Below are 23,471 nucleotides of genomic sequence, written 5' to 3'. Positions count from 1 at the left end.
AATGAAAGTTCTGGCTTTTAATAGACAACAGGTGCTTTTTCTGCTTCTGCTTTTCTTAGCCGCCTTGTGTAGCAACTTTGCGTATCGTTTATTAAAAGGGGAATACATTTTTTTTCATCAGGCAGAGGGATATTTCAGACAGGGTGATTACAAGGCCGCAGCTCCGTTATTTGATAAGGCCCTGGCCGAGGGTTTAAACAGACCGGACTTGATGCGCCGCCTGGCGGATGCCTACCTGGCCTTAAATAAATTTAGTAAAGCCCTCCCCTTATACCAACAATTAAAAGCCCAAAATCCAGAAAAAACAGAGTTCAAGGTCAAGCTGGCTGAGTTGTATGATTTGACAAATCAGCCTGAAAAGGCCCTGAAATTAACCAGGGAGATTCTTCGGCAAGAACCACGAAACATATCGGCCTGGATTCGGCTGGGGGAGTTTCATGTAGGCCAAAGGGAGTTGGCTGCTGCGGAAAGGGCATACGCCGAGGTTCTTTCGTTGCAAAGAAAGCTTCCTGCGGCCCTTGTGAGAATGGGTGAAATCATGGCCTGGACAGGACGCTATGATAAGGCGCTCGAATATTATGCAAAGGCCTTGCAAGTCGCGCCAAGGGACTTCAGCACCAGGATCAGGATGGCAAGGGTCTTTGGTTGGCAGGGTAATTTCCATAGGGCAATCGCTGAATATAAAAAGGCATTGGAAGAAAAACCATGACTAAAAAGCTTGTCCCGGTTTGCTTGGCGTTTGTTTTATGCGCAGCCTTTTTACTTGGGGTGGGGAGTGTGCCGGCCCAGCCGCCTTTACCGAATAAAGATTTCAAGCCCCTTAAGCCTCAGTTGCCTCAGCCTTCGCAAGGTGCAGAGCAGTCAGGCCTTGGCAGTCCGGGCCGGGAAATACCAGCCTGGAAAGCTCGACTGGAACTGGCCAGATTGCTCAGTTTCAGCAAAAAATATGAACAGTCAATTGCTCAATATCAAAAAGTAATAAAGCAAAAACCAGACCTGTTGCAGGCCAGAACCGAGTTGGCCAGGGTTTTGTTCTGGGCCGGAGAAAAGGAAAAAGCCCTCGTCGAACTGGACAAAATTTCGGTTGATCAGGCCGGGGCAGAGGCCAAATTGCTCAAGGCCGACCTTCTGGCCGGCGATAAAAAATATCCACCGGCAGTAAAACTATACCGCGCTTATCTCAAAGACCAACCCAGGGACCTCTCAGCCCGCTTTCGCCTGGCCCAGGCTTTGAGTTGGTCCGGTCTGTATAAACCTGCGATCAAGGAATACCGCGCCATTTTAAAAGAGAAACCTGAGGATGTTCAGGTTCGTAGGCATTATGCCTTTGTACTCAGTTGGGATGGGAAATTTGAAGAGGCCGCCCGGCAACTGGAGATGACATTAAAGGATTAAGCGCCTATGAGAATGGCCCTGTGGAGACTGTGGCCCGCGGTTTTGGGAAGACCCCGCCGGCCCGGAAAAAGCCCCCACTCTGATAGCTTCGGGGTGTGGGTAAATTGCGCCGTAAGGCCCAATTTGTTTTCAATAATTGGGTGCTTTTTACCCCTTATATTTTTGATTGCTCCCTCCTGGGCCGCTCAAACGATAGTGCCTGAAAAGGCTTATATAAGTGATTTCAAGGCCCGGCGGCAGCTGGGCCTTTTTTATACATACAGTAAAAAATATGAAAAGGCCTTGTTGCTTTTGGAGGAACTGTATCGAAAAAATCCTCAAAAAAGTTTTCTGTTGGCAGATATGGCTGAGCTGGAGTTGGCAAGGGGGCACGCCAAAAAATGTCGCGAACTTTATATAAAGGCCTGTGAACTGCATCCTTATGACCCAAAGTTGCTTCTGGACCAAGCCCGGGCCATGAATCTTTGGGGTGACTTTTACCGCATGGAGCGGATATACAGACAAGCCCTCTTGATTAATCCCAAGGACTTCGAGACGAGCTTTAATTTGGCCCGTCTTTTGATGAGCGCCCAACGTTTTGTTGAGTCTGAATGGCTTTATTTAGCTCTTTTGTCCGAGGATGTGAGCGTAGATGCGGTTTATTCAAGCTTAAGCAAGGTGGCATGGCAGGCCGGGGATTTGGACAAGTGCCTGGACTACGCCGCAAAGGCCCTGGCTTTGAAGGCCGATGACCCTGTGGCTCTTGAGAATAGCGCCAAGGTTTTGTTGAAAAAAGGCTATTACCAAAAGGCAAGGGATTATTATGCGCGGTTGGCCCGGTTGCCTGCCCACCAGGTCCCCGGCCTGCTTGGTCAAGGAGAGGCATTTTTAAAACAGGGTGAATCAAAAAAAGCGCAAAATTTATTTGCCAAGGCCCGACAAAAGGAGCCGGACAATCCTGAAGTTCAGTATTATTTTTTTGGAACCGGAAAAGCCTTGCAAAAGGACAAGTTGAACCGCCTGCTCAAACGTGGCGGGCTGACAGCCGGTGATTTGTCCGCCTGGGGCGGGTTTCTGGCCCGAAAAGGGCATTTCAAAGAGGCGAGCCTTTTTTACAGGGCATCTCTTAAGGTGGACCCCGACTTTTTCCCCGCGCGCATGGGCCTGGCTGAGACCTTGGGTTCTGCCCATGAATATGACAAAGCCAATCAGTTGCTTGCCCAAATGGCCTTGGATTTCCCTGGGGTGGCAAAGGTGCTTATCACGAGGGCCAGGGTTTTGGCCTGGTCGGAGAATTACCGGGAGTCGCTGGATCTATATCGGGAAATCGGCAAGTTGAATCCCAATGACCCCATGCCGTTTTTGGAAGGGGCCAGGACAGCGGTCTGGGCCAAGGATATGAATCTGGCCTTGACTCTTTATGATCGGCTTCTGATCCCGCCTTTGGATCAGGTCCTGGCCGAGCGGCTCAAACTGGTTGAGCGGAATAAAGGGCTCAAGCCTGACGCCTGGCCAGACAAAGCATCGGGCCTGCTGGATGCGGTTTTATCGGCAAGGCAAGCCAAGGCTTCACCAAGGCCTTATTCCAACTACCAAAATTTGAGTTCGGCCTTTTCCAAAGAGTCAGAGGAGTTGGCTCGAGTTGAAAGAAGCGCCCTGCAAAGGATTTTGCAGGACCTTTATCCTGTTTATTTAATTCAAAAGCAGGCGGCCTGGGAGAAAAAGGCTAAGTTGGCCTTGTGGAACAGGCATTTTGCCAGGGCCTTAAGAGAATATCAGGAACTTGTCAGGTTCCAGCCCGGTAATCGGGAAGCCCGGTTTGATTTGGCCCAGAGCCAATGCGCTTTGGGCCTCTGCGGTAGTGAGGCGCAAACCTATGAAAAACTGCTTGAGCTTGATGCCTTGCACAACCTGGCGGCCTTGGCTTTATCCCGTCAGAGGCGACGCAAGAATCCTCGTTTAGGGGGTAATTATTCTTTTTGGCAGGAAAAGGGCTATGGAGAAAGGGCCCAGGTGGCTCGCTCACGCGTGGATTTGGGGTTTGAGGTTCCTGTTTTTTGCCGGTTCAAGTTCGAGGCCAAGTCGCACCAGTGGTCTGAGAGGCCCATACATTGGGCTGGTGAATCAAAGGCCGACGGCTTTAGTGTAAATGCATCCGGTCCCTTGAATCCCTGGTTAAGGGGAGGCCTAGGCTGGACCCATAAAAATTATAAGCCCAAGGATCTTTCGGATCTGGACAACGGCCATATCAGCCTGAAGACAAATTTGTGCGATTACCTTGAATTGGCTTTTGGCTGGCAAAGGGAGGATCTGGTTCAAAACGCCTTTAGCATCAGACAGGGTGTGTATGCCGATACCACCTGGCTGGGAATTAAAACTCAAATCAGCCGCAGGCTTACGGCGTTATTAGACCTTAATTATCTTGATTACAATGACGACAACCAAGGGCAGATAGAGAACCTTTCCGTGGCTTACTCCTTCACCGAGCATCCCAGGGAATTCAACCTAATGTTTAAGCTGGAGCACAGGGATCACGAATATGAGACCAGGGAGGTTTTTGGCGGAGATCAGTTACTGGATATGATCCATCCTTACTGGGCTCCCCAAAATTGGTGGGGAGTTGCCCTGACAGCCGAATGGCGGCATGACCTTTCGCAGTATTTTTTCTGTGGGGCGGAAAAACACTATTACGAGATAAGAGTTTCTTTGTCTGATGATAATGACGACAACCCGGGAGGGGCCATAGAGGCTCTTTGGCATATTGATTTTTGTGACCACTGGGATCTTGAGGCCAAGGGCAGCCTGCATAGTTCAGATAAATGGGAAGCCCAAGGCCTTTGGGTTCAGATCGGGTACAGGTTCTGATGGTTGAAAAAACAGGCAAGAAAAAAAATAAACCGGGAATAGCGGTTATCCTTTCCGGGCTGGTGGCCCTGGCCATGGTGCTTGTTTTTACCTATCTGGCAGTGCGCACAGCCATTTTTTTTACGGCTCCTTATAACTGGTACGAAAAGCTGGTGGCCTTTTTTCTTCTTTTGGCCGAGACCTTTGTCATCATGCATAGCTTTGGATACTTCCTGAACATTTATCATGTGTTGCGGCATGGAAAACCTCAAAAGTCCTCGCTTCCCGAGACAACGTTCGCCCTTTCGGAGTACCCGCCGGTAGCCATATTGGTGGCTTCCTATCATGAACCCCTGGAGGTGTTGACCGACACGCTTACCTGCTTTTACAACCTCACCTATCCCAACAAGCAGCTTTATTTTCTCGATGACACCCGCTATGAGCTGCCCGGTTGGGACAAGGAAGAGATAACCCTTTACCGCAAGCAGATAGATGAATTGTGCCGGGATATGGGGGTGCACCTGTTCCGGCGCAGATGGCGGGGGGCAAAGGCGGGTATTATTAATGATTTTATGGAGTTTATAGATGGGAGGGAAAAGGAGGGCTATGAATTCACTGCCAATGGAAATCGCCCTCGCCAGGGTGCTGAAAAATATCTGGCGGTTTTTGATGCGGATATGAACGCCTTTCCTGATTTTGTTGAGCCCCTGGTTGCCCGCATGGAGGCCGACCTCAAGCTGGCATTTATCCAAACTCCTCAATATTACAGCAATTTTGAGCATAACAGGGTGGCAAGGGCGGCTGGTTTACAGCAGGCGGTTTTTTATGAATACATCTGCGAGGGGAAGAGTTTGTCCGATGCCATGTTCTGTTGCGGCACCAACGTGATCTTCCGCAGGGAAGCCTTTCTGGATGTGGGCGGATTTGATGAATCATCGGTCACGGAGGATATTGCCACTTCTTATAAGTTCCATTCAAAGGGGTGGAGTTCCGCCTATTTCAACAAGGTATGCGCCTTTGGCATGGGGCCTGAGGATCTGGGGGCTTATTTTAAACAGCAATTTCGCTGGGCCTTGGGAACAACCGGCCTGGGGCGGGAGATGTTGTTTCGGTTTTTGAAAAATCCGGGAGCCCTGCCTTTTAGACAATGGTGGGAGTATTTTCTTTCCGGCACCCACTATTTTGTGGGCTGGGCCTTTTTCACCATGCTGATGTGTCCTGTTTTGTTTCTTATTTTGGATATCCCCAGCTTTTTCGCCAAACCGGAGATTTATTTTTTGGTTTTCATCCCTTATCTGCTTTTATCCCTGTCTGTCTTTTTCCTTACCCTGGAGCGGCGGCAATATGCCCTTAAAGACCTGGTAGTGGGACAGTTGCTTTTGGGAATGAGTTTTCCGGTCTTCATGAAAGCCTCGCTGCTGGGGTTTTTAGGTTACAGGGGGACCTTTGGCATTACTCCCAAGGGTCGTAGCCTTTCTTTGCCCATGGTGGATCTTTGGCCCCAGGTTTTGGTGTGCATGTTGAGCGCGGCCGCATTGGTATGGGGCGTTAATCGCCTGATTTACGAGCCTGATTCAACTCTTGCCCTGGTGATGAACAGTTTCTGGTGCTTATATCATCTGTTGATTTTGTCTACCGCGGTGTTTTATTTTAACCAGCCGGAGGGAGGGTGAATGGTAGTCTGGCGTTCATGCCTTTTGGCGGTCCTGTTTTTTTGGGGGGTGATTATCGCCGGGTCTGCCTTGGCCCGGCAGGGGGAAGATTTGGCCTGGGGAGTGGCCTTGGATGGTTATCCCGTCACTCAAAAAAAACTGACGACTATAAAAAATGAAACCAATCTTCCCCCCCGGCTGGTGGTTTTCTTTATGCAGTGGCCCGAGGATCCCCGGAAGGGTTTTTTCCCAAAAGAGAGCCTGGAGGCGATTCACAAGGCCGGGGCCCTGGCGGTGATCACCTGGGAGCCCATGTATATTGATTCCAAATCTAATGAACAGCCTGTATTGGCGGAGCAAATTCTACGGGGAGAATACGATCCTTATCTCATGATGTTTGCCAAGGGAGCCGTGGATTTTGGAAAACCCGTGATAATCCGTTTTGGCCATGAAATGAACCTTAGCCGTTATCACTGGGGGACCGGGGCCAAGGATTACGGGCCTGAAAGCCCCGGAATATATAAACAGATTTACCGATATGTGGTGAGTAAAATTCGCGCCTGTGGGGCCAAAAACGTGTTGTGGGCCTTTTGCCCCAATGCTGAATCATTACCCCATCCCCGTTGGCACGGGGCCAAATGGAACACTGCCGGGGCCTATTATCCAGGCCACGGTTATGTGGATATCTTAGGCATGGATGGCTACAACTGGGGAACCACCCGCAACAAAAAAGAGCATGGCTGGGAGAGCCATTGGCTGGCATTTGCAAGTATTTTTAAGGAATTGAACACGGAATTGAGGGCGTTGGCTCCAGATAAGCCTTTAATTGTTTTTGAGACAGGCTGTGCGCAAAAGGGTGGTGATCGCAACGCCTGGCTGAGGCAGGGCCTGGCCAAATGCAGGCAGTGGGAGGTAAAGGCTCTAATTTGGTTTCAAACCGATAAAGAGGTGGATTGGCGGCTTCTTGTTGAAAAAGACGATGAGTCTCTTAAAGAACTGGAAAAAGCATGCGGTGACCAGTCCTTGCAAGGATTGTTGTCCCAGGTTTCCGAAAGGTTAGGCAGGTAGAAAAGATTTCATGTAAAGCATCACTATGGCATTGTAATTATAGTACAATCTCCCTTCCAGGGTTTTAATGGCCCGGAGCTGCTGCAGGGCCAAATCACTCTCCAGGGCCGCCTCGAAAAGATCCAGGTATATCTCCGATTGAACCGCCCTTCTTAACTTTTCCAAGTCCAGGGAAAGGGCGAGATCTTCGGACCGGGACTCGGAATTAGAGAGATTTTGATACAACTTACCCAATTCATTATAGTTATTCTCTACTTTTTGGTGCACATCGTCTAGTAGTATGGTGCGCAGCTCTTGGAATCCTTCTGAAGATATCTGGGAAACCCTTGAAAAATAGGGGGTCAGGTGGTGCAGATATATTAAAACCCCCTTTTTTAAAAGCCATGAATCCTTTACAACCTGCAAAAGAAGCTGATCGGAGCTTTGAAAATCCTGCAGGTTAAGGGTTACCTCCCCTGCCACAAGATCAAGATGCAAGGGATAATATGCCGGTGTTTCCCGATCCAGGTGTATTCCCAGGTATTGGGTTTCCTCTTCTTTTTGCCAAGCCAGCCAGGCGACTTTTCCACTGTCTCTGTTTTTTTCGTGCAATCTGAAGGGAACATGCAGGTTGACCCGTTCATCTTTATTGAGCCTTTCCCTGGCCAGGGTCCAGCGAGGAATGGCGATTCCGGCTCCCTGCTGACTGGAGTCTACTAAAATATACTGAAATACTTGATGATCTGATTCCCTGGTGGCCAGAAAAGGCAGGGTGAAGGATTCAACCTTCACTCTTTTGAAGAGCCTTTTGTCTCTACCCCGCGGTTCGGTCATTTTTTACTCTGCCAAGGCAAGTATTAGTCCCGGACGACGCTTTTGGATAAAAGATTTTCAACTTCACTTAAACAATATGCAGGATATGACTTTAATGTAAAGCGAATAAGTTACTCAGATTAGAACAAGTAATAATGATCAATCGCCTGTGACTGTTATGCAGATTAGATTGTTTCTTTAAAAGAAGACCGCTTTAATGCTTTGGATGAATCAGTGATTGTGCCGGTGGGCCCGATTATTTGATAGTGATATTTTGGGGTGAAATGAGGAGCAAAGGCCCTTAATGGGCCGCCAGGGGCACAGATTCAGATGGCGGATAGCTGAAAAGGTTTAATCTTTTTCTTTATCTTTTTTCATTTTGCCTTCCGTCAGTATATCCGGATAGAGTTCCTGAGCGCATTTGGGGCAAAGGCCATGGCTGAATTCAGCGGCTGAATGCTCTGAGATATACTCCTCCAACCTGTTCCAATAGCCTTGGTCGTCCCTGATTTTTTTACATTTGGCGCAGATGGGTAAAAGGCCTTTGAGCTCTTTGGCGTCCTTTTTGGCTTTCATGGATGCCTGTATAGCTTCCTGCCGATCTTTGTAGGCCTTAATACGGGCTGCTATTTGCCGGTTTAGTTTTCGGGAAACCAAAATCAGTCCCACCATAACCACCAGCCAAAGCAGACTATGGGTTAAAATTATGGCGAGTTGGGTTTTATGCAGGGTGTTTAATATGGGATCAAGAGGGATTGACACACTGATGCCGCCTCTTATGTCCCCCAGACGGTAACCCTGTTTCGCATGACAGTTAAGACAGGATTTTTCAGTTCTGATCGGCCACATTGCGCGCAGAAATTCCTCTCCCTGCATGGACCTTACTTCGCAGAATTCCTGAATGCCTTTTTCAAATTTAATAAGCGCTTTTTTTTCCCATTCATCTGGCGTGTTGGCCGGGCGCAGTGGTTTGAGGCTGGTTATGTGGCCCTTGATTCCGGTTTCCTTGGCCTGAAGTTCGTGGACCTGCCTGGTCATATATGACGGATTGATCTTGGTCAGGGATTTACCGTTCGGAGTTTTAATGGTGCGGTCTTGGGTTTTGAGATAGGGATTGGGTTGGGTGGAGGAATTTATAGAGGCGTAAACCCCGCCGTGCATTGAGTTCCAGCGTCGATATAGTATGTCCTTTTCAAAGGCCACGCGGGCCTGGAGGTAGACTCCTTCCATGGCTGTGTGCTCACTGCGCCAGATGTTCCAGGTCAGTGAGGCAGCCACCAATATGGACCAACAGACTGCCAGAATAACGGTATACTTGCCAATCTGGGGTTTATTTTGATTCGGGCGGGGCAGGGTCAACATATTAAAAATTATACATACCACCTTGGATTGGGTCTGAACCTCAAACCAAGAGATGAGTGGGATTTTAGACCGTTTTTCAGCTTTTTACCAGTAAGTCCCAGGTTAAGCTAGTGTAAAAATACCCGCCGGATTTTTAACCCGGCGGGTATTTGGGCTTGTTGGGTGCGGGTATTGCCTGCTTCAGGATTCTTTTACATCTTCCCATCCGGTGAGCATGGCCTTCATGTGCGCCCAGACGTTGTGGCCGGTGGAGGTCATATAGATATGGACCACTAAAAAGGCCACAAAGGCAAAGGCCAATATGGTGTGGATCAGGGCCACCACATTAAGGCTCAAGGCCTGGGACCAGCCCCAGGCGGGCCAGTCGTTGTAGAAAAGGTACAAAAAACCTGTGATCATTTGGGCCGGAATGATAATCAGTGATATCCCCAGGTAGGTCATACGCTGCAAAGGGTTATGCTTAACCTGTTCGCTTTTGGGCACGGGGTGATCCTTGCCCTGGAATATCCCCACACAATAATAGGTGCATACATCCACCATGCGTTTGGTGGTGGGGATATACTGCCGCCACTCGCCGGTGGTGGCCATCCAGAAAATGATAAAGGCATAGAGCACAAACCAGCTCCAGGCGCAAAACTCATGAATTTCATGGGCCCTTTCATAGCCCAGAAGATGGTAGGCGCCGTGCAGTTCAAAGCCGGTTCCCGCCAGGACAATGATCAAAAGTGCCTGGACCCAATGCCAGAAACGCTCGAACCGGGAGTACAGATAGACTCTTTTCAATTCTGTGGCCATGCCTCACCTCCCGTTTTTGCGGCGCAGAACCGCGCGCCCCAGGCCATGGAGAAGTACACCTAAAAGAGCGGCAAGCACCGCGCCCCAACCCACATAATCCAGCCAGGGAGCCCGATCCCTTCCGGGCATGTAAACCCCTGGTACACCGGCAAGGCGGCTCTTTTTCGGGTTGTGGCAATCTACGCAGGCCAGGGCCTTGGACTTGGGCGCAACCTGGTGGGTAATCTGGAAATGGTAATTGGTGTCTATAAAACCCACCTCCCCGCTAAAGGGAAGCCCCACATACTCTTGGCCTGCGGCCAGGGCCAACTTCCAGTCATAGCTTTTCCAATATGCGTTTTTGTCCTTGCCAAACAAATGCGGCACTGCCATGCGTTTGCGCCCCGCGTCATAGGGAGTTTTTCCTTTGTGTGTCTTAAAGGGGTATATGCGGGAGTCGGGATGGTTTGGCGTTCCCTCGATAATAGTCAGGTCCACCGGTCTTGCGGGATCGACCGGCGTGGTCAGCATGACGTTTTCCACTGACCCGTTAAACCACTTGTAGTCCGGGGTGACATTCATCTTCCAGATGAAATTTCCCTTTTTGGTGGCATAGACCGGCCTCTTTACCGGTCCTATCTTTTCCTTTTTGGCAAAGGGCTTGCCTTCTTTGTTCATTTTTCCGGCTGTGGACCAGTCCCACATCATCTTGGTCGGCAGTTTGCGGGCAAAGGCCGGGATATGGCAGGTCTGGCAGGCCACCTTGTCCGTATGGTCGTTGGCCTTGACCCCGGCGTCGTGCGGTTTTTCTGTATGGCAGGAAACACAGGTGATTCGGGTGGTCTGGTCATCCTGAATCAGGGTCACTCTTTTTTTGGCGGCCGGAGTCTTATAACAGCGTCCGCTTATTTTGTGAACCACTGTGGTGTGGCAGCGGGCACAGGTGAAGTTTTTCCCCTCCACCGCCATATGCACATCCAGGTTTTTATCGGGCTTCAACATGGAGGAATCCAGATCTCCATGCTTCACTCCGTCGCCACCGCCACCGAAAAAGTGACAGACGCCGCAGTTTTTGCGGGTGGGCTTGTCCACACTCTGGGCTACTTTGTTCCAGTCCGGCGGAAAATATTTCTTTTTGTTGCCCGGAAAAACCTTGGGCTCACTCACCGGGTTGCCCGCCCCGGCGGGGAATTTTTTATAGGTCCCGGTCTGCTCATGGCAGACAAGGCAATCCACCTTTGTCTGGTCTGTGAAATCAAAGGATTTGTTTTTCCAGCCATAACCGGCGTGGCATGAAGTGCAGCGGGGTTCGTTGGAAGGCATGGCGATGCAGAAGTTGTTCACCACCCAGCCCCCTTTGCCCAGCTTGGCCTCAGCTGGGGCCTTGGGGCACATCCAGGTCCAATGAATTGTCTGCATCACCTGTGTGGCTGCCTCGTTGTGGCAGCTCAGACAGGCCTTGGTAACCTGGGGCCCGTTTTCAAAAGGTTGTTGCAGGACTTCAAAACGGCTGTGGTCCGCTGTGTCCCAGCGCTGGCCGGGCAGGGGATGGCTTTTTTCTTCGGCAGCTCCAATCAGGGCAGGAAAAGCAAGGAGCAGGGCAGTCCAGCAAATAACTGCCGCCTGAAATGCCTTTTTGCGTCTGATCATAGGCCGCCACCTTTCGCTTCCCTTTTTGGGATAGTTACCTGCCCGCTAAACAGGTTGGATAAATTAATGCCGGATTTTGGCATAATTCGATCCCCCATGGTAATTGGGGAGTTTTGTACGTATTTTTAAAATTACAGTTACATAATTAAATTACTAGGATATTTTACGGCAAGAGTCAAGCCCCTGCTTGTCCTGCCCGGTCCGGTTCTACGTTTATAAGCTTCAGATGATTACTACTTGTGACTGTTTACACGGTTTAAGCGCCAAAAAGGGTGAGATTGAGTTGAAATAGTTGTTTAGCGGTTTTTATAGATAAAGATCTTTTTTTTAGACTAATTTTTTATTTGATAGGCCTGTTTTTTTGTTTCCCAAAGGGGACGCCGGTTGAGTCGGAAAAATATCAACCGAATATATTTTTTGTGGTCACTTAATCCTGTTAATTGGTTGACAGTTGTTTTTTCTTTTAATATAAAACACACAATATAATACCGACGGATGCCCCTTGGGGCTTGATAGGGAAGCCGGTGAAATTCCGGCGCGGTCCCGCCGCTGTGATCGGTGACAAAAGCCGCAAATAAGCCACTGTCCGGAAAGAGCCGGGTGGGAAGGCGCGGTGAGTAGGTTTAAACCGAGAGCCAGAAGACCTGTCCGACGGTAAACCCTGGCGCGCACGTGGATATGCGCGGGAAGGGTGTGGCTGGAGCAAAGAAAATGGGTGCGCTCCGGGATGCTGTTTATGCAATCTCGGGGCTTTTTCTTTTTTATCCGCCGTGCTCACGTGTGCGCCTTAAAAAATACGCTAAAAGAGGAAAAGGAGCTGAACGTGAGAAAAGCGGTATGCGGAATTACGGGAGTATTTTTCGCGCTTATAGTGATGAATTCCACCTGTATGGCCCTGGCCAAAAGCAAAGACGGCCTAAAACAAGACAAAGACCGGCAAATGGTGATGGATACGGTAAACGTCACTGCCAAGCGTTATCAGGCAGAAGACTTGGATACCGGTTCCTTTACCACTGTCATAACAGCCAAGGATATTGAAGAGCAGGGCGGAAACAACGCCTTTGAGATTCTGCAGAGGACCGGTGGCATCAACTTCTCCGCCTCGTTCCCCGGAGGCGTGAGCCAGGGAGGCATGAATGGGGAGATCGGCATTCGCGGCATTAAAGGCGGCGAGCAGATCATGGTGAACAGCATCCCCATTATCGAGCCCACTGCCGGGTCCTATGACCTGGACCAGATTCCGGCCATCTTCCTGGAGAGGATGGAGGTCGTCAAAGGGTCCAACTCCACCCTGTATGGTTCACGGGCCATGACCGGCGTTATCAACATGCGCACCAAAAGGCCGGGCAAACCCGCGGTGGGCGGCCAGCTCACCGGCGGCAGCTACGGGTTTATGGATGCGGGGGCCTGGTACAGAAATGAAAAGATCCTGATCGGGGCCAGTTACCTGCAGTATGACGACCTGGAGAATGTTAAACAAAATTACAAGAAATCAAACCCTTACAATAGTGATCTTTTTAACCCCAAAAAATATGCGGCCCTGTTTTCAGTGCAGCCTTCCGAGCCCTTTGTATTTAACTACATGTTTAATTACACCGACGCGGGGTATGCGGCCAGGTATTTGAAAAAGCCCAGCAGCAGCTCCAGAACCGACGAAACCATTTACCACCACTATCTTTCCGGCACCTATGAAAAAGACCGGCTCAAGGCCACTGCCTTTTTCAACTACAACTTCATGGAGCTGGAATACGATTACTACGGAAACGCTCAAAAGCCCGGCAAGGAGAACAAAAAGAAGAGCTACTCCACCGGCCTTGACTTGCAGCATTCCACCTATGCCCTTAACACCCTTTTTCTGTATGGCGGAACCTGGACCTATGAAAAGCAGGATGAGACCAGACAGGATGTAAAGGGATCCAGCAGGTCCGGCTACTATATCAAGCAGTCCGACCTGAATCACGACCGTCACCTGCCTTCTATTTTCCTGCAGGCGGAAAAAACCCTTTTCAATGACTTGATTCTTGGTCTGGGAATCAGGGGCCAAGGTGTGATCAACACCGAAGAAGACGCGGACAACTACTTTGAACCGGTGCCCCAGTTCCAGGCGGTTTACAAAATCAATAAGCAAAATTCACTTTTTGCCAATGTGGGCCGGGCCTTCCGGGTTCCCACCTTTAACCAGCTCTATGCCGAGACTGCAACTTTTGTAGGCAACGCCGAACTGGACCCGGAATACGGCTGGACCTATGAAGTGGGTTACAAGTTCAAGACCGGTCGCTTAAGCGGTACCGTCAGCGGGTTCTTGATGGATTACAAGGATAAAATCCGCTATGTGCTGGATAACAGCGACGACAGATATTATGCCCAGAACATGGATAAATACCGCACCAGCGGCGTAGAGTGGAGTTTTGACCTTAAAGTCCATGACTACGTTACACTTACCCTGGGCGGCTATGGCGCGGATCCCTGGGAAGAAGAAGACGATCTGCGTGAACAAGCCGGTCCCAAGTGGCAGGTGGCTCCGGGCGTGTACTTTGACAACGACCGCCTGGCCCTGGGGCTGAACGCGGCCATGATGTTTGATCGGGAGCGCGGTCTGGAAGACTATGTGAATGTCCACCTCACCGGTTCCTATAAATGCAACTCCTGGTTAAAGCTTAAGCTCAAAGTGGATAACCTGTTTGACGAAGACCTGGTGGTCTACGGCAACATGACTCCCGGGTACTCCAGTCAGTACGAGGTTCTTGATCCCGGTATGTGGGTCTATGCCGGTATCGAGATCAATTTTGATCTGCTTTAATTGATTCTTCTATGAAATAGGCCGGGCCAAAAAGCCCGGCCTATTTCAGGGTTGCCTGTGAGGGCTGCAAGTGCTTACAGCACTTTGCAGCTTTACCAAGGTATTTAAATCGCTTGTTATTTTGTTTCTCGAATTTTGGGTGCTTATGCCTTCTTATGAGGCCTTTCAGCATTTAACCCGGTCTAAAAAAAACAGCCCGAATATTTCTAGTCATCCCCTACTTTTTACCTTGTCAGCCTGTGGCCTCATGGTGATGCGTCATGCGCTTTGTTTTTTGGGAATTACAAGCGCGTGATTATAGGCCGAAATTTCCCGGGCCAGATCAAGTTCATTTTTGCAGCAGACAAGGTTGGCGCTTAAGGAGCCCAGCATTTCCTTTGCTTCATGGTCCGAGCGCAGGCTAAAGACCTGTTTGCCTTTTTGGAGCGCCCTGATCAAAAGATCCCGGTTGGCCTGGTTGGCCATGCCCAGTTCAAATCCACTGTCTATGACCACATCCGCCATATTCATTAATTCAAGGCAGTTATCCAGATCCTTTTCCGAGGCCCGGCTAAAGGCGGGCACACTCACCATCCGGGCTCCCAGAACTGAAGCCAGGTGATGATCCATATCCCCCTGATGGGCCACTCCGCATAGCAGGGCGAAGCCTCTTTTATGCAGAAGTCTTAAAAGTGAGGTGGCCGAACCTCCGCCGGGCACTACAAAAACCGGGCCCCTTTTGCCCTGGTTCTCAAGCTCCATAACCCCCAGGCGGCTGTCATAGCGTGCGCCTTCCAGCTTGTAAAGCCGGGCGACTGAGCTGTCGTTCAAGACCAGTTCGGGCGGGCCGAAGTCGGCCAGGCCGCCCTCTGCGATCAGGGCCACCTGATCTGAAAGACGGGAGGCCATGTCCACGTCATGCAAGGAGGCCACGACCGTTATGCCCAGATCCCGGCACAGGTTGCGCAGGATGGATATGACCTCCAGGCGGTGTTTCAGGTCCAGGTGCACTGTGGGCTCATCCAGAAGAATGAGTTTAGGCTCCTGGGCCAGGGCCCTGGCCAGGATTATTTTTTGCTTTTCACCGTCCGAGAGCCTTTGGAAAAAACGTTCGGCCAGGCCCTTGGCTTCAACCATCTCAAGGGCCCGGCTGACTGCCTGGTGATCATCCGGTCCCAATTTGCCGAGGAACCCCGTGTGGGGATAGCGCCCCAGGGCGGTGACTTCATAGGCGGTCAAAAGCCCGGGGGTGAGGCGGTCGGTCAGGACAACTGCCTGGATGCGGGCCAGCTTGGCCCGGTTCATGCGGGCCAGGTCTTGTCCCAGGATAAGAACCCGGCCCGAAAGAGCGGGCTGCAGCCCGGTCAAGGTGCGTAAGAGCGTGGTCTTGCCTGCCCCGTTGGGACCCAGAAGGGAGAGGAAACGGCCCTCTTCCAGACTGAAATTCACCTCGGATAAAACTATTTTCCTGCCATAGCCCACAGAGAGCTTTTCAAGCTCCAGGATGGTTCTGCTTTCCGTTCTGTGTTTCATTGTCTTGCCTTGTTTTTCAAGAGAAGGAAAATGACCACCGGCGCACCGAAAAACGAGGTGATGGCGCTTAAGGGCGCTTCCACCGGTGCGAAGATGGTCCTGGCTATGATGTCACAGAATCCGCAGACCAAGGCCCCGATCAGGGCGGTAGCCGGTATGAGAAGCCGATTGTCGCTGGTGGACAGGGCCAGCCTGGCCATGTGGGGCACAGCCAGGCCCACAAAGGCCACCGGTCCGGCCGTGGCCGTCACCACAGAGGATAGGCCGCAGGAGACCAGGACCAGAAGCAGGCGAAAACGCCTGATATTCACCCCCATGGTGGCAGCGTAGTCTTCACCCAAAAGAAACGCATTCAACTGTTTGCTTAAACCGTAGACAATGATAAGCAGCACAAAGCCCAGGGAGAGCATCACCGCAAGTTCGGTCCAGGTGTACCCGCTGAAACTGCCGAGCTGCCAGAGGTTGAAGTTCTTGATGCGTTCGGCCTCGGCAAAGGTGATCAAAAGGCTGGTTACCGCGCCGGTTAAATAGCCGATCATGATGCCGGCTATCAAAAGGGTCACCCCTTGCCTTACCTTGGCTGCCACCATCATCACCAGGGACATGGCGCCCAGGGCTCCGGCAAAGGCCGCCACCGGAGTGAGAAAGGGGACCACTCCCACCATGCCCACGGCCACTGTGGTGAGCATTACCAAAGAAACCATCAGGGTGGCTCCCGAGGAGATGCCTAATACAAAGGGGCCCACAATGGGGTTTCTGAAGTAGACCTGAAGTAAAAGCCCGCTGACCGCCAACATGGCCCCGCCGCTTAACGAGGCCAGCGCCCTGGGCAGGCGGATGTTTTTGATGATGAAATCCAGGCTGCCGCCGCTTTCAACACCCCATAGCACTTTCCAGACTACGGCGGCCCGGCTGGTCACTGTGCCCATATTCAGGCTTAGCCAGAATATCAACACGCAAAAAAGGGCTAAAAGGGGCAAAACGTACAGCGCCCTTTTTTCTGCGGGCATTTTGGGGTTCATAGGCTATTCTCCGGGCATTTCCGCAAAATGCCGCAGTTTGTAATCCGGATACAGCTCCGGGTGAATAATCGCTGCCAGATCGGTGAGGATTTCGTCCAGGCGGTCGGCCGCCTGACTGTAGTGTTTAAGGGGAAAAAACACCTTGCCTTGGTTCAGGGGCCTTATGGATGCAATTGTCGGGTTGGTTGCCTTCATTCTGGCCTTGGTGGCCATGCCCAGTCTGGGAGTGCGATAAGTGATCATGATCTGGGCCTTGCTTCCGCTGGAGAAGAACCTCTCCAGTGCGATTTCAAGTCAGGTGTCGCCGGAGACATCGCTGAACAGGTACTCCCCGCCCGAGGCCTCCACAATCTGGGCGGCCCATGAGTTGCCCGGCTCCACCAAAACCCGTTTGGAATAAACATCTCCCCAGATAACTGTCGGTTTTTTCTTTACGTTAGCGGTTTTGGCCTTGATATCCTCCAAGGCCTTGTAAACCCGGGCCACATATTGATCCGCCTTTTTAAATTCATTGAAAAAGGGGGCCAGAAAATAAACAAAGCGGATCTGGGTGTCCAGATCCCGGGCTGTGTCTGTGTTGGTGATAACCGTGGGAATGCCGAATTCCTCCATTATGGGAACCAGGGATTCATCCCAGGTGAAGAACACATCAGGCCTGGCCTTGGCCAGGCGTTCATAGTCCAGTCCGTGGCTCAGGCCAAGGGAGACTACGGAACCGTCTTGAAGGCCCTTTTTGATCTTTTCGATGGTCCAGTCCTTGGGTTTTCCCACCACGGCCTTTACCGCGTCTATGGTCCCCAGGGCCACGAAAAGGGAGGTGTCCCTTTTGGAGTCTGTGGCAACACTTTTGACCGGGATTCTGACTACATGGGCGGGATTAACCCCGGCAGGAGGTTTTTGCCCCCGTGGAACCAGGTAGAGGTTTCTGCCTATGCCGTCCGTAACCACATAGGTTTTATCAGGCCTGGAATCCACACTAAAGGGGCCGATGGCCTCGAAATTGGCCAAGGCTGGGCAGGCCAAAATAAAAGAGAGAAAAAGGAAGGCGCCAAACAGGTATATGCTTTTAAAGAGCGGAGAAAAGCCGTTTTTTTTGCCCGGTAACCTGTCCGGTCTGCTTTGTTGCTGCTTAGTGGAAAGAAAGGTTTTCATTTTTGCATCTCCCGCATGGCGCGCTCTTTATGCTGCCTCAGCGCCTGCCACAGGTAGGCCAATAAACCAAAGGCAAATACAAAGGTGCCGAAGAAAAAAGTTTTCACGCCGGGGTCTCTTTTTATGATCAGATTGGCGTAATTCCTTCTTTGCATGGTGGATTTGGCCTTGGGGTAATAGCTCTTCAAGTGAATGCTGTAACCCTGATGCCAGATAGGGCTGTTTATGGCCAGGCTCTTTTGGGTGACAGTGCCGTCCGGGCCTATCAGGCTTAGGGAAATATTTTGAGAAAGGGCTCGGCCCTTGAAAAAGGCCAGGCGTTCACCCTGGTAAAAGGTTGATTCAATGCCGTCCAGCCTGAGCCTGATCTGGGAGTCGGGCAGGGTGATTTCTTTATTCAGAAGCACCAGGTTGTTTTGGGCGTTTAACCCGAAAACATAGGTCACCAGATGGGAGGCCAGGATGATGATAAAGGCCAGGTGCATGATATGGGGAGAGAACCTGAGCCAGTAATCCAAGGAAGAGCCGTTTTTGCGCCTTTTAGCCAGGGCAACCACCTTTTGCCAGGTGCAGACAACCGTGTTTGTCACCAGGAGCCCCAAAAGCACTAAAAAGCAGAAAAACCACCAGGTGTTCTCCAGGTTGTGCAGGCCATAGGAGACAATCCAGTCCCAGAGCAGAAGCCGGTTCAAGGGGGCGTAAATAGTGGGAGCGGCCTCAAACAGGTAGTACCCGCAGCACAAGACCACCACCAGGGAGAGCAGCACCCAGATGCTCAGGCTTGCCTTTCCGAAAAAAATCCAAAGGGTTTTCAATAATTTCATGCCAACCACTCCGGCCACTTGAACCCGCCGATTTCGGGTAAAAGGGTGAAGACTATCAAGAGGGGCAGCCCGGCCACCGCAAACCAGGCCCTGCGCCGCATTGGCCAGGCGCGCAGCAGATAGAGGTGTAAATAGCATCCGTAATAAAACCAGACCGCCATGGTTGAGGTCATGGTGGCGTTGTTCCAGATCACGGGGCTGGCCCAGCCGAGATAGGACCAGGCCTCGGCCAGGAAAAGGCTTAAGGTGAAAATCACAAACCCCCAGACCATGAGCCGGTTGAAAATCGGCTTGGTTTTCTGTTCACCGGTTTTTTGCCCGTACCCCAGTAGGAACATGAGCGCTTGGGCGCCGGCCGCATAGAAAAGGGCTTTGCCCAAAACGCTCATGGGCAGGAAGAGGTGGGCTAAGATGCTGTTGGAACGGGGAAAAGGCAGGTAGCAGTCATTAGGAAACAAGGCCCCTGCCAGAGCCAGGATAGCGGCTACAAATACCATTGATTTGGCAGCGAAATCATGCCCTTTGCGGGCAAATCCCAGGGTGAGAAGGGCCAGGGCCGCGGGCAGCCAGAAGGGCTCCTGATAAGGGGATTGCATGGGCCAGGAAAGATAGAGCTTAAGCCCTATGGACCCCAGGTTGGCCAAAAGACCCAGGCAAAGGACAACCAGGCTGGTCACTTTGCCTTTAAGGAGCCTGGCAACCGCGGCCAGCAGGTACAAAAGGGCCCCTGCCTGATAAAGAAGTCCCACCCAGACAGTGAGAGGGTTCATTTTATATCTCCATCGCCTTGGGGGGCGGTGGATTGCTCCACCTCTCCCTCGGCTTCAAGGTAGATTTGGGTCAGCTGTTCCTCTGTCTCCCGTTTGGCCTTCCACATGCCTCTTTTAATGGCCTCGAGGAGTTTTTCGGCTATGTTGAAAAGCGCGGCCGGGTTGACCTGGTTCATCCATTCCCTGATCTGGGGATCAAAGGCCACCCTTTGCGCCAGGCGTTCGTACATGTAGTCTTCAACCACATCGCTGGTGGCGTCCCAGCCAAAGGCCACATCCACCGCCTTGGAAATATCCCCGGCCCCCTTGTAACCGTGGCGCATAAGCCCTTGGATCCACTTGGGGTTTAAAAGGCGGGAGCGGAAGATATGCTTGGCCTCTTCGGCCGCAGTGCGCACCTTGACCCGGTCCGGATCCGAGCTGTCGCCTGCAAAGGATGTAGGCGCCTGCCCCCTTACGGAACGGACCGCGGCGATCAAGCCTCCGTGGTAACTGTAAAAATCCGTACATGACATCATGTCGTATTCCCTGCTGTCTTCGTTTTTCAGGGTTACGTCCATGCGGCCAAGCAGTCTTTTGTAGGTCTCTTCCTGTTTTTGGCCCTTCACCCCCTGACCATAGGCATGAGAGGACCAGGTCAGAAACACCTTTCCCAGGTCGTTTACGTCTTTCCAGTTTTTGGCTTCAATTACATCGGCCACGCCCGCCCCATAGGCCCCGGGCGGGGCCCCGAAAAGGCGCAAGGTGGCCTGGCGAAAGGCGTCTTCACTTTTCATGCCCTGGTTTTTGAAGTGGGCCATGTCCTCTTGCACATGCCCTCTCAGGAAATTGGAGCCGGGGTCTTCCTTTAACGCCGCCACCATGCGCACCCCCTGGTCGATCAGCTCCACCAGGTTGGGAAAAGCGTCTCTGAAGATGCCGGAGATGCGTGGGGTTACATCCATTCTGGGCCTTGCCAGCTCTTTCAAGGGAATTACCTCGAGCCCGCTCACATTGCCCGAGCCCCTTTGCCAAACAGGCTTGAGCCCCATCAGCCAAAGGATTTCCGCCACATCGTCGCCCTTGCTGCGCATGGTGGGGCTGGCCCACAGGATGATGCCTATGTTCTCCGGGTAGCGGCCCTGCTCTTTATAATGGCGTTCCAAAAGGGCCTGGCCCAGGGCGCTGCCCACCTTGTAGGCTGCGGGCGAGGGAATTTTTCTGGGATCAACCGAATAGAAATTGCGCCCCGTGGGAAGCACATCAACCTGTCCCCGGCTGGGAGCGCCCGAGGGACCGGCCGCCACATGGCGTCCTTCCATGGCCATTAGAGTGGCTGTTATTTCCCGGCTTATGGATTTAAGCCTGGGCAGGGCCTGATCCAGGGCAAAGTAAAGGGCCCGGCAGGTGTTCGGGTCTTCCGACCCCAGGGTTTTTGTCACGATCCGCTCGATTTGATCGCGGTCGTAACCGCTTTGAGCCAGAGCTGAGAGCATCTCAAGACTCAAGTCCTGGGACTTTTGGATCAGGTCCTGGCCTGTTTGGCCGTCCTTTGTGATAACCGCCCCGGCTTTTTCCAGAAGCCGGTCATAATCATGACCCCGGGCTTCAATTATCGAGCGCCTGAGGGAAGGGGAGCCCCCGTTGTCCAGCCTGGTGAGCTGGGCCAGGCAATTGACCAGGGCTTCTCCCTGGGGAGCCTGCCCCAGGGTGTGCAGCCCGTCATTGATCATGGTGTCGGCGCAATCACCCAAATATTCGTGTAGTTCTTCAAGCAAATGCTCAAATTCGTTCGGGTTCTTTTCCGGGTCTCGCTCCGGGTCCAGGCCCAGTTCCCGGTCCAGGTCGGCCTCTTTCACCGCCTTCAGGATCATGGGCCTTAAGAGCTTGAGTTTGGCCGGGTCTTCAATCCTGGCCTGGTTGTACTCATGGACCAGGTTTTCGACCTGGGCCAGGTCTTCGTAAAGATCGGCGTTGACCATGACAGGGGTCATGTGGTCGATGATGCAAGCGCCCGAACGGCGTTTGGCCTGGGTGCCCTCGCCGGGATCGTTGATTATGTAGGGGTACACATTCGGCAGGTCCATGATCGAAAGCTCTGGGTAGCATTCAGCCGAAAGCCCGGTCCCCTTGCCGGGCAGCCATTCCAAAGACCCGTGTTTGCCGATATGCAAGACCACATCTGCCTGGAATATGTGCTTTATATAGCGGTAAAAGGCCAGATAGTGGTGGGGCGGAGAGAGCAGGGGGTCATGGTAGATTTTGTCTATCTGCTCCAGAAATCCCCTGGGTGGCTGCATGGAGATGAAAACATTGCCGTTTATCACCCCGGGAATAAGGATTTTTTCTTTTTCCACATATAGTTCGCCCGGCATGGGGCCCCAGTCCCCGGTCATTTGCCTTTGGTTCTTGGCAGGCAACGCTTCATGCCAGGGTTGATAATCAGATTCCTCAACCTGGGCTGCGGCTTTTTGGGCCATTTCCCTGGGCCCTAAAAAGCGGCGGTCCGTGGTCATACCCTTTAGAACCTGTTCGGCCAGTTCCTGACCGTCGCTGTAGGTCTGCTCCAGGCGGTAGCCCTTTTCGGCCATGGCCAGGAGCAGGTTGTGTACACTGGCAAAGCTGTCCAGCCCCGCGGCGCAGCCAATACGGTCATTGCGCGGGGGATAATGATGAAAGATTATGGCCACTTTTTTTTGGGAATTGGGCTTTTGCCTCAAGGCCGCCCAGTTAAGGGCCAGGGATACGGCCTGGTCCACCCGGTCCGGAATGGGGATATAACGGGCAGGCACTGCGCCGGTTACCGGGTCTTTTTCCGTCTGCTCCTTGGCCGCCACCGGGGCGGAGATGAGGTGGCCGTCAAACTCGGGCTGGGCCAGGCTCATGGTCACATCCACCGCGGTAAGCCCCTGGAGGCTTTTTTGCCACTCCTCCCTGGGCTGCATGGTGGTTACGGCCTGGATCACCGGCACACCCAGTTCTTCCATCAGCCCCATATATTCAGGCGAAGCCATGCCCAGGCTGAACATCATGGGGCTTAACAGGGCCTGGATAATGGTTTGGCCGTCTTTTTGAAAAAATTTTCTGATTACCTGGTCCGCGCCCTGGTTTCCCACCACCCTGTCTTTAAAGCGATAGTGGAAAACAGCCAGGGCCTGGCCGCCTTTTTGTTCAATGGACCTTATCAGGGCGTTTATGTGGTCCAGGGCGTTGTTGACCCACAGGTTTTGATAAAACCAGATGCCAATCAGGGGCTTGGCCGGGTCCAGGGCCTTGAGGTAGGTTTTCAGATCCGGTGATCCGGGCCAGTCCGGATGGTAGATGCCCTCGGTGGGCGGGGTCCAGACCGGGGGCAGTTCGTAACTTTCGTTTGTAAGTAAATTGGCCAGAGACAGGAAAAAACCGGCTGCGTTTTCTGCCCCGCCGTGGCGAAAATAGCTGTTTAGTTCCTGCCACTGGCCGTTTTCCATACCGTCGCTATGTTTAAGGGCCAATTCCCAGACTTCCTGGTTGCCCCCGGTGGGCTGAAGGTGGAAATAAGGGGCTTGGCCGGACTGCCTGGCCCTGGAAAGCGCCGGGATAAAGTAATCCCAGGCCGGACAGGATGCCCCCCCGCCCATAAGGGTGATGACCACCGCATCCGCCTTGAGCGCTTGATCCACAAAGGCCTTTTGGCTTTTTCTGTCTCCCAGTTGGAACTTGGTGAAGGCCTTCATGTCTATCTCCAGGCCATTGGCCGAGACTGCCTGCAAGGCCTTTTTGAAATTGGCAAGTTCGTTTGAGGTGGTGCTGAAAAAGACCAGTTTAAAAAGGTCATGACCATCCCCAAATGAGATCAGGCCCGCTGCCTGGTTTTGTTGGTCGAGTCTTTTATAGTTTTGGTTTTCCATGATCAA

17 protein-coding genes and 1 riboswitch are annotated in these 23,471 nt (G+C 52.1%); of the genes, 6 read left to right on the top strand and 11 right to left on the bottom strand.

Going from position 1 to position 23,471, the window contains the following annotated elements; translation table 11 throughout:
• Position 1: 1 nt before the first annotated feature.
• From X474_RS24170 to X474_RS24150, 5 genes are all read left to right on the top strand, one after another.
• The gene (locus X474_RS24170) at positions 2-709 is read left to right on the top strand and encodes a tetratricopeptide repeat protein (protein ID WP_044352642.1); all 708 of its coding nucleotides are present in this window, start codon (positions 2-4) and stop codon (positions 707-709) included.
• Entirely contained in the window at positions 706-1,395 is a 690-nt protein-coding gene (locus X474_RS24165; RefSeq protein ID WP_044352641.1) for a tetratricopeptide repeat protein, read from the top strand. The genes X474_RS24170 and X474_RS24165 overlap by 4 nt, the downstream gene beginning before the upstream one ends.
• Positions 1,396-1,590: 195 nt before the next feature.
• Positions 1,591-4,239 carry a tetratricopeptide repeat protein gene (locus tag X474_RS24160; RefSeq protein ID WP_156360919.1) on the top strand — a complete coding sequence of 883 codons (2,649 nt, stop codon included), beginning with the start codon at positions 1,591-1,593 and terminating at the stop codon, positions 4,237-4,239.
• Positions 4,239-5,891: a glycosyltransferase family 2 protein gene (locus X474_RS24155; protein WP_044352639.1), complete on the top strand. Its 1,653-nt coding sequence runs from the start codon at positions 4,239-4,241 to the stop codon at positions 5,889-5,891. The genes X474_RS24160 and X474_RS24155 overlap by 1 nt, the downstream gene beginning before the upstream one ends.
• Positions 5,892-6,938 (top strand): glycoside hydrolase family 26 protein, encoded by a 1,047-nt coding sequence (locus tag X474_RS24150; protein ID WP_052515594.1) that lies wholly within the window; start codon positions 5,892-5,894, stop codon positions 6,936-6,938. It begins immediately after the preceding gene.
• On the opposite strand, the gene X474_RS24145 is transcribed toward X474_RS24150, so the two are convergent.
• The 4 genes from X474_RS24145 to X474_RS24130 all read right to left on the bottom strand — a co-directional run bounded on the left by X474_RS24145 (position 6,927) and on the right by X474_RS24130 (position 11,516).
• Complete coding sequence (locus X474_RS24145) at positions 6,927-7,751, bottom strand: PilZ domain-containing protein (protein WP_044352637.1); 825 nt, start codon at positions 7,749-7,751, stop codon at positions 6,927-6,929. The two genes, X474_RS24150 and X474_RS24145, sit on opposite strands and share 12 nt — an antisense overlap.
• A 330-nt stretch (positions 7,752-8,081) precedes the next feature.
• Positions 8,082-9,008: a Tll0287-like domain-containing protein gene (locus tag X474_RS24140; protein ID WP_231688376.1), complete on the bottom strand. Its 927-nt coding sequence runs from the start codon at positions 9,006-9,008 to the stop codon at positions 8,082-8,084.
• A gap of 264 nt (positions 9,009-9,272) precedes the next feature.
• On the bottom strand, positions 9,273-9,887 hold the full coding sequence (locus X474_RS24135; protein ID WP_044352635.1) for a cytochrome b/b6 domain-containing protein: 615 nt from the start codon (positions 9,885-9,887) through the stop codon (positions 9,273-9,275).
• Positions 9,888-9,890: 3 nt separating this feature from the next.
• On the bottom strand, positions 9,891-11,516 hold the full coding sequence (locus tag X474_RS24130) for a tetrathionate reductase family octaheme c-type cytochrome (RefSeq protein ID WP_052515592.1): 1,626 nt from the start codon (positions 11,514-11,516) through the stop codon (positions 9,891-9,893).
• Between the two features lie 476 nt (positions 11,517-11,992).
• Positions 11,993-12,182, top strand: a riboswitch (cobalamin riboswitch).
• A gap of 157 nt (positions 12,183-12,339) precedes the next feature.
• Between X474_RS24130 and X474_RS24125 the strand changes: the two genes are divergently transcribed.
• On the top strand, positions 12,340-14,316 hold the full coding sequence (locus tag X474_RS24125) for a TonB-dependent receptor plug domain-containing protein (RefSeq protein WP_197282258.1): 1,977 nt from the start codon (positions 12,340-12,342) through the stop codon (positions 14,314-14,316).
• A 258-nt stretch (positions 14,317-14,574) separates the two neighbouring features.
• On the opposite strand, the gene X474_RS24120 is transcribed toward X474_RS24125, so the two are convergent.
• From X474_RS24120 to cobN, 7 genes are read right to left on the bottom strand one after another with little or no spacing between them, the layout of a single operon-like run.
• Positions 14,575-15,828 (bottom strand): ABC transporter ATP-binding protein, encoded by a 1,254-nt coding sequence (locus X474_RS24120; RefSeq protein WP_044352632.1) that lies wholly within the window; start codon positions 15,826-15,828, stop codon positions 14,575-14,577.
• A complete protein-coding gene (locus X474_RS24115) occupies positions 15,825-16,850 on the bottom strand; it encodes a FecCD family ABC transporter permease (RefSeq protein WP_044352630.1) in 1,026 nt (341 codons plus the stop codon). Before X474_RS24115 ends, X474_RS24120 begins: the two co-directional genes overlap by 4 nt.
• A gap of 3 nt (positions 16,851-16,853) precedes the next feature.
• On the bottom strand, positions 16,854-17,093 hold the full coding sequence (locus X474_RS24110) for a hypothetical protein (protein ID WP_052515591.1): 240 nt from the start codon (positions 17,091-17,093) through the stop codon (positions 16,854-16,856).
• Between the two features lie 51 nt (positions 17,094-17,144).
• Positions 17,145-18,002: an ABC transporter substrate-binding protein gene (locus X474_RS24105; RefSeq protein WP_052515590.1), complete on the bottom strand. Its 858-nt coding sequence runs from the start codon at positions 18,000-18,002 to the stop codon at positions 17,145-17,147.
• A complete protein-coding gene (locus X474_RS24100; protein ID WP_044352629.1) occupies positions 17,999-18,826 on the bottom strand; it encodes a cytochrome c biogenesis protein ResB in 828 nt (275 codons plus the stop codon). Before X474_RS24100 ends, X474_RS24105 begins: the two co-directional genes overlap by 4 nt.
• Positions 18,823-19,596 carry a cytochrome c biogenesis protein CcsA gene (gene ccsA, locus X474_RS24095; RefSeq protein ID WP_044352628.1) on the bottom strand — a complete coding sequence of 258 codons (774 nt, stop codon included), beginning with the start codon at positions 19,594-19,596 and terminating at the stop codon, positions 18,823-18,825. The genes X474_RS24100 and ccsA overlap by 4 nt, the downstream gene beginning before the upstream one ends.
• The gene (gene cobN, locus X474_RS24090; protein ID WP_082464617.1) at positions 19,593-23,465 is read right to left on the bottom strand and encodes a cobaltochelatase subunit CobN; all 3,873 of its coding nucleotides are present in this window, start codon (positions 23,463-23,465) and stop codon (positions 19,593-19,595) included. The genes ccsA and cobN overlap by 4 nt, the downstream gene beginning before the upstream one ends.
• Positions 23,466-23,471 lie beyond the last annotated feature (6 nt).

This window comes from Dethiosulfatarculus sandiegensis (genome assembly GCF_000931935.2).
In the GTDB taxonomy this organism is placed as follows: Bacteria; Desulfobacterota; Desulfarculia; order Desulfarculales; family Desulfarculaceae; genus Dethiosulfatarculus; species Dethiosulfatarculus sandiegensis.
This window is presented reverse-complemented; position numbering and strand designations above follow the sequence as displayed.

Bases quoted from the DNA above. Each gene is read 5' to 3' on its own strand.
- X474_RS24170 (WP_044352642.1), top strand. From the start codon at position 2: ATGAAAGTTCTGGCTTTTAATAGACAACAGGTGCTTTTTCTGCTTCTG.
- X474_RS24165 (WP_044352641.1), top strand. From the start codon at position 706: ATGACTAAAAAGCTTGTCCCGGTTTGCTTGGCGTTTGTTTTATGCGCA.
- X474_RS24155 (WP_044352639.1), top strand. From the start codon at position 4,239: ATGGTTGAAAAAACAGGCAAGAAAAAAAATAAACCGGGAATAGCGGTT.
- X474_RS24150 (WP_052515594.1), top strand. From the start codon at position 5,892: ATGGTAGTCTGGCGTTCATGCCTTTTGGCGGTCCTGTTTTTTTGGGGG.
- X474_RS24145 (WP_044352637.1), bottom strand. From the start codon at position 7,751: ATGACCGAACCGCGGGGTAGAGACAAAAGGCTCTTCAAAAGAGTGAAG.
- X474_RS24135 (WP_044352635.1), bottom strand. From the start codon at position 9,887: ATGGCCACAGAATTGAAAAGAGTCTATCTGTACTCCCGGTTCGAGCGT.
- X474_RS24130 (WP_052515592.1), bottom strand. From the start codon at position 11,516: ATGATCAGACGCAAAAAGGCATTTCAGGCGGCAGTTATTTGCTGGACT.
- X474_RS24120 (WP_044352632.1), bottom strand. From the start codon at position 15,828: ATGAAACACAGAACGGAAAGCAGAACCATCCTGGAGCTTGAAAAGCTC.
- X474_RS24115 (WP_044352630.1), bottom strand. From the start codon at position 16,850: ATGAACCCCAAAATGCCCGCAGAAAAAAGGGCGCTGTACGTTTTGCCC.
- X474_RS24110 (WP_052515591.1), bottom strand. From the start codon at position 17,093: ATGATCACTTATCGCACTCCCAGACTGGGCATGGCCACCAAGGCCAGA.
- X474_RS24105 (WP_052515590.1), bottom strand. From the start codon at position 18,002: ATGAAAACCTTTCTTTCCACTAAGCAGCAACAAAGCAGACCGGACAGG.
- X474_RS24100 (WP_044352629.1), bottom strand. From the start codon at position 18,826: ATGAAATTATTGAAAACCCTTTGGATTTTTTTCGGAAAGGCAAGCCTG.
- ccsA (WP_044352628.1), bottom strand. From the start codon at position 19,596: ATGAACCCTCTCACTGTCTGGGTGGGACTTCTTTATCAGGCAGGGGCC.
- cobN (WP_082464617.1), bottom strand. From the start codon at position 23,465: ATGGAAAACCAAAACTATAAAAGACTCGACCAACAAAACCAGGCAGCG.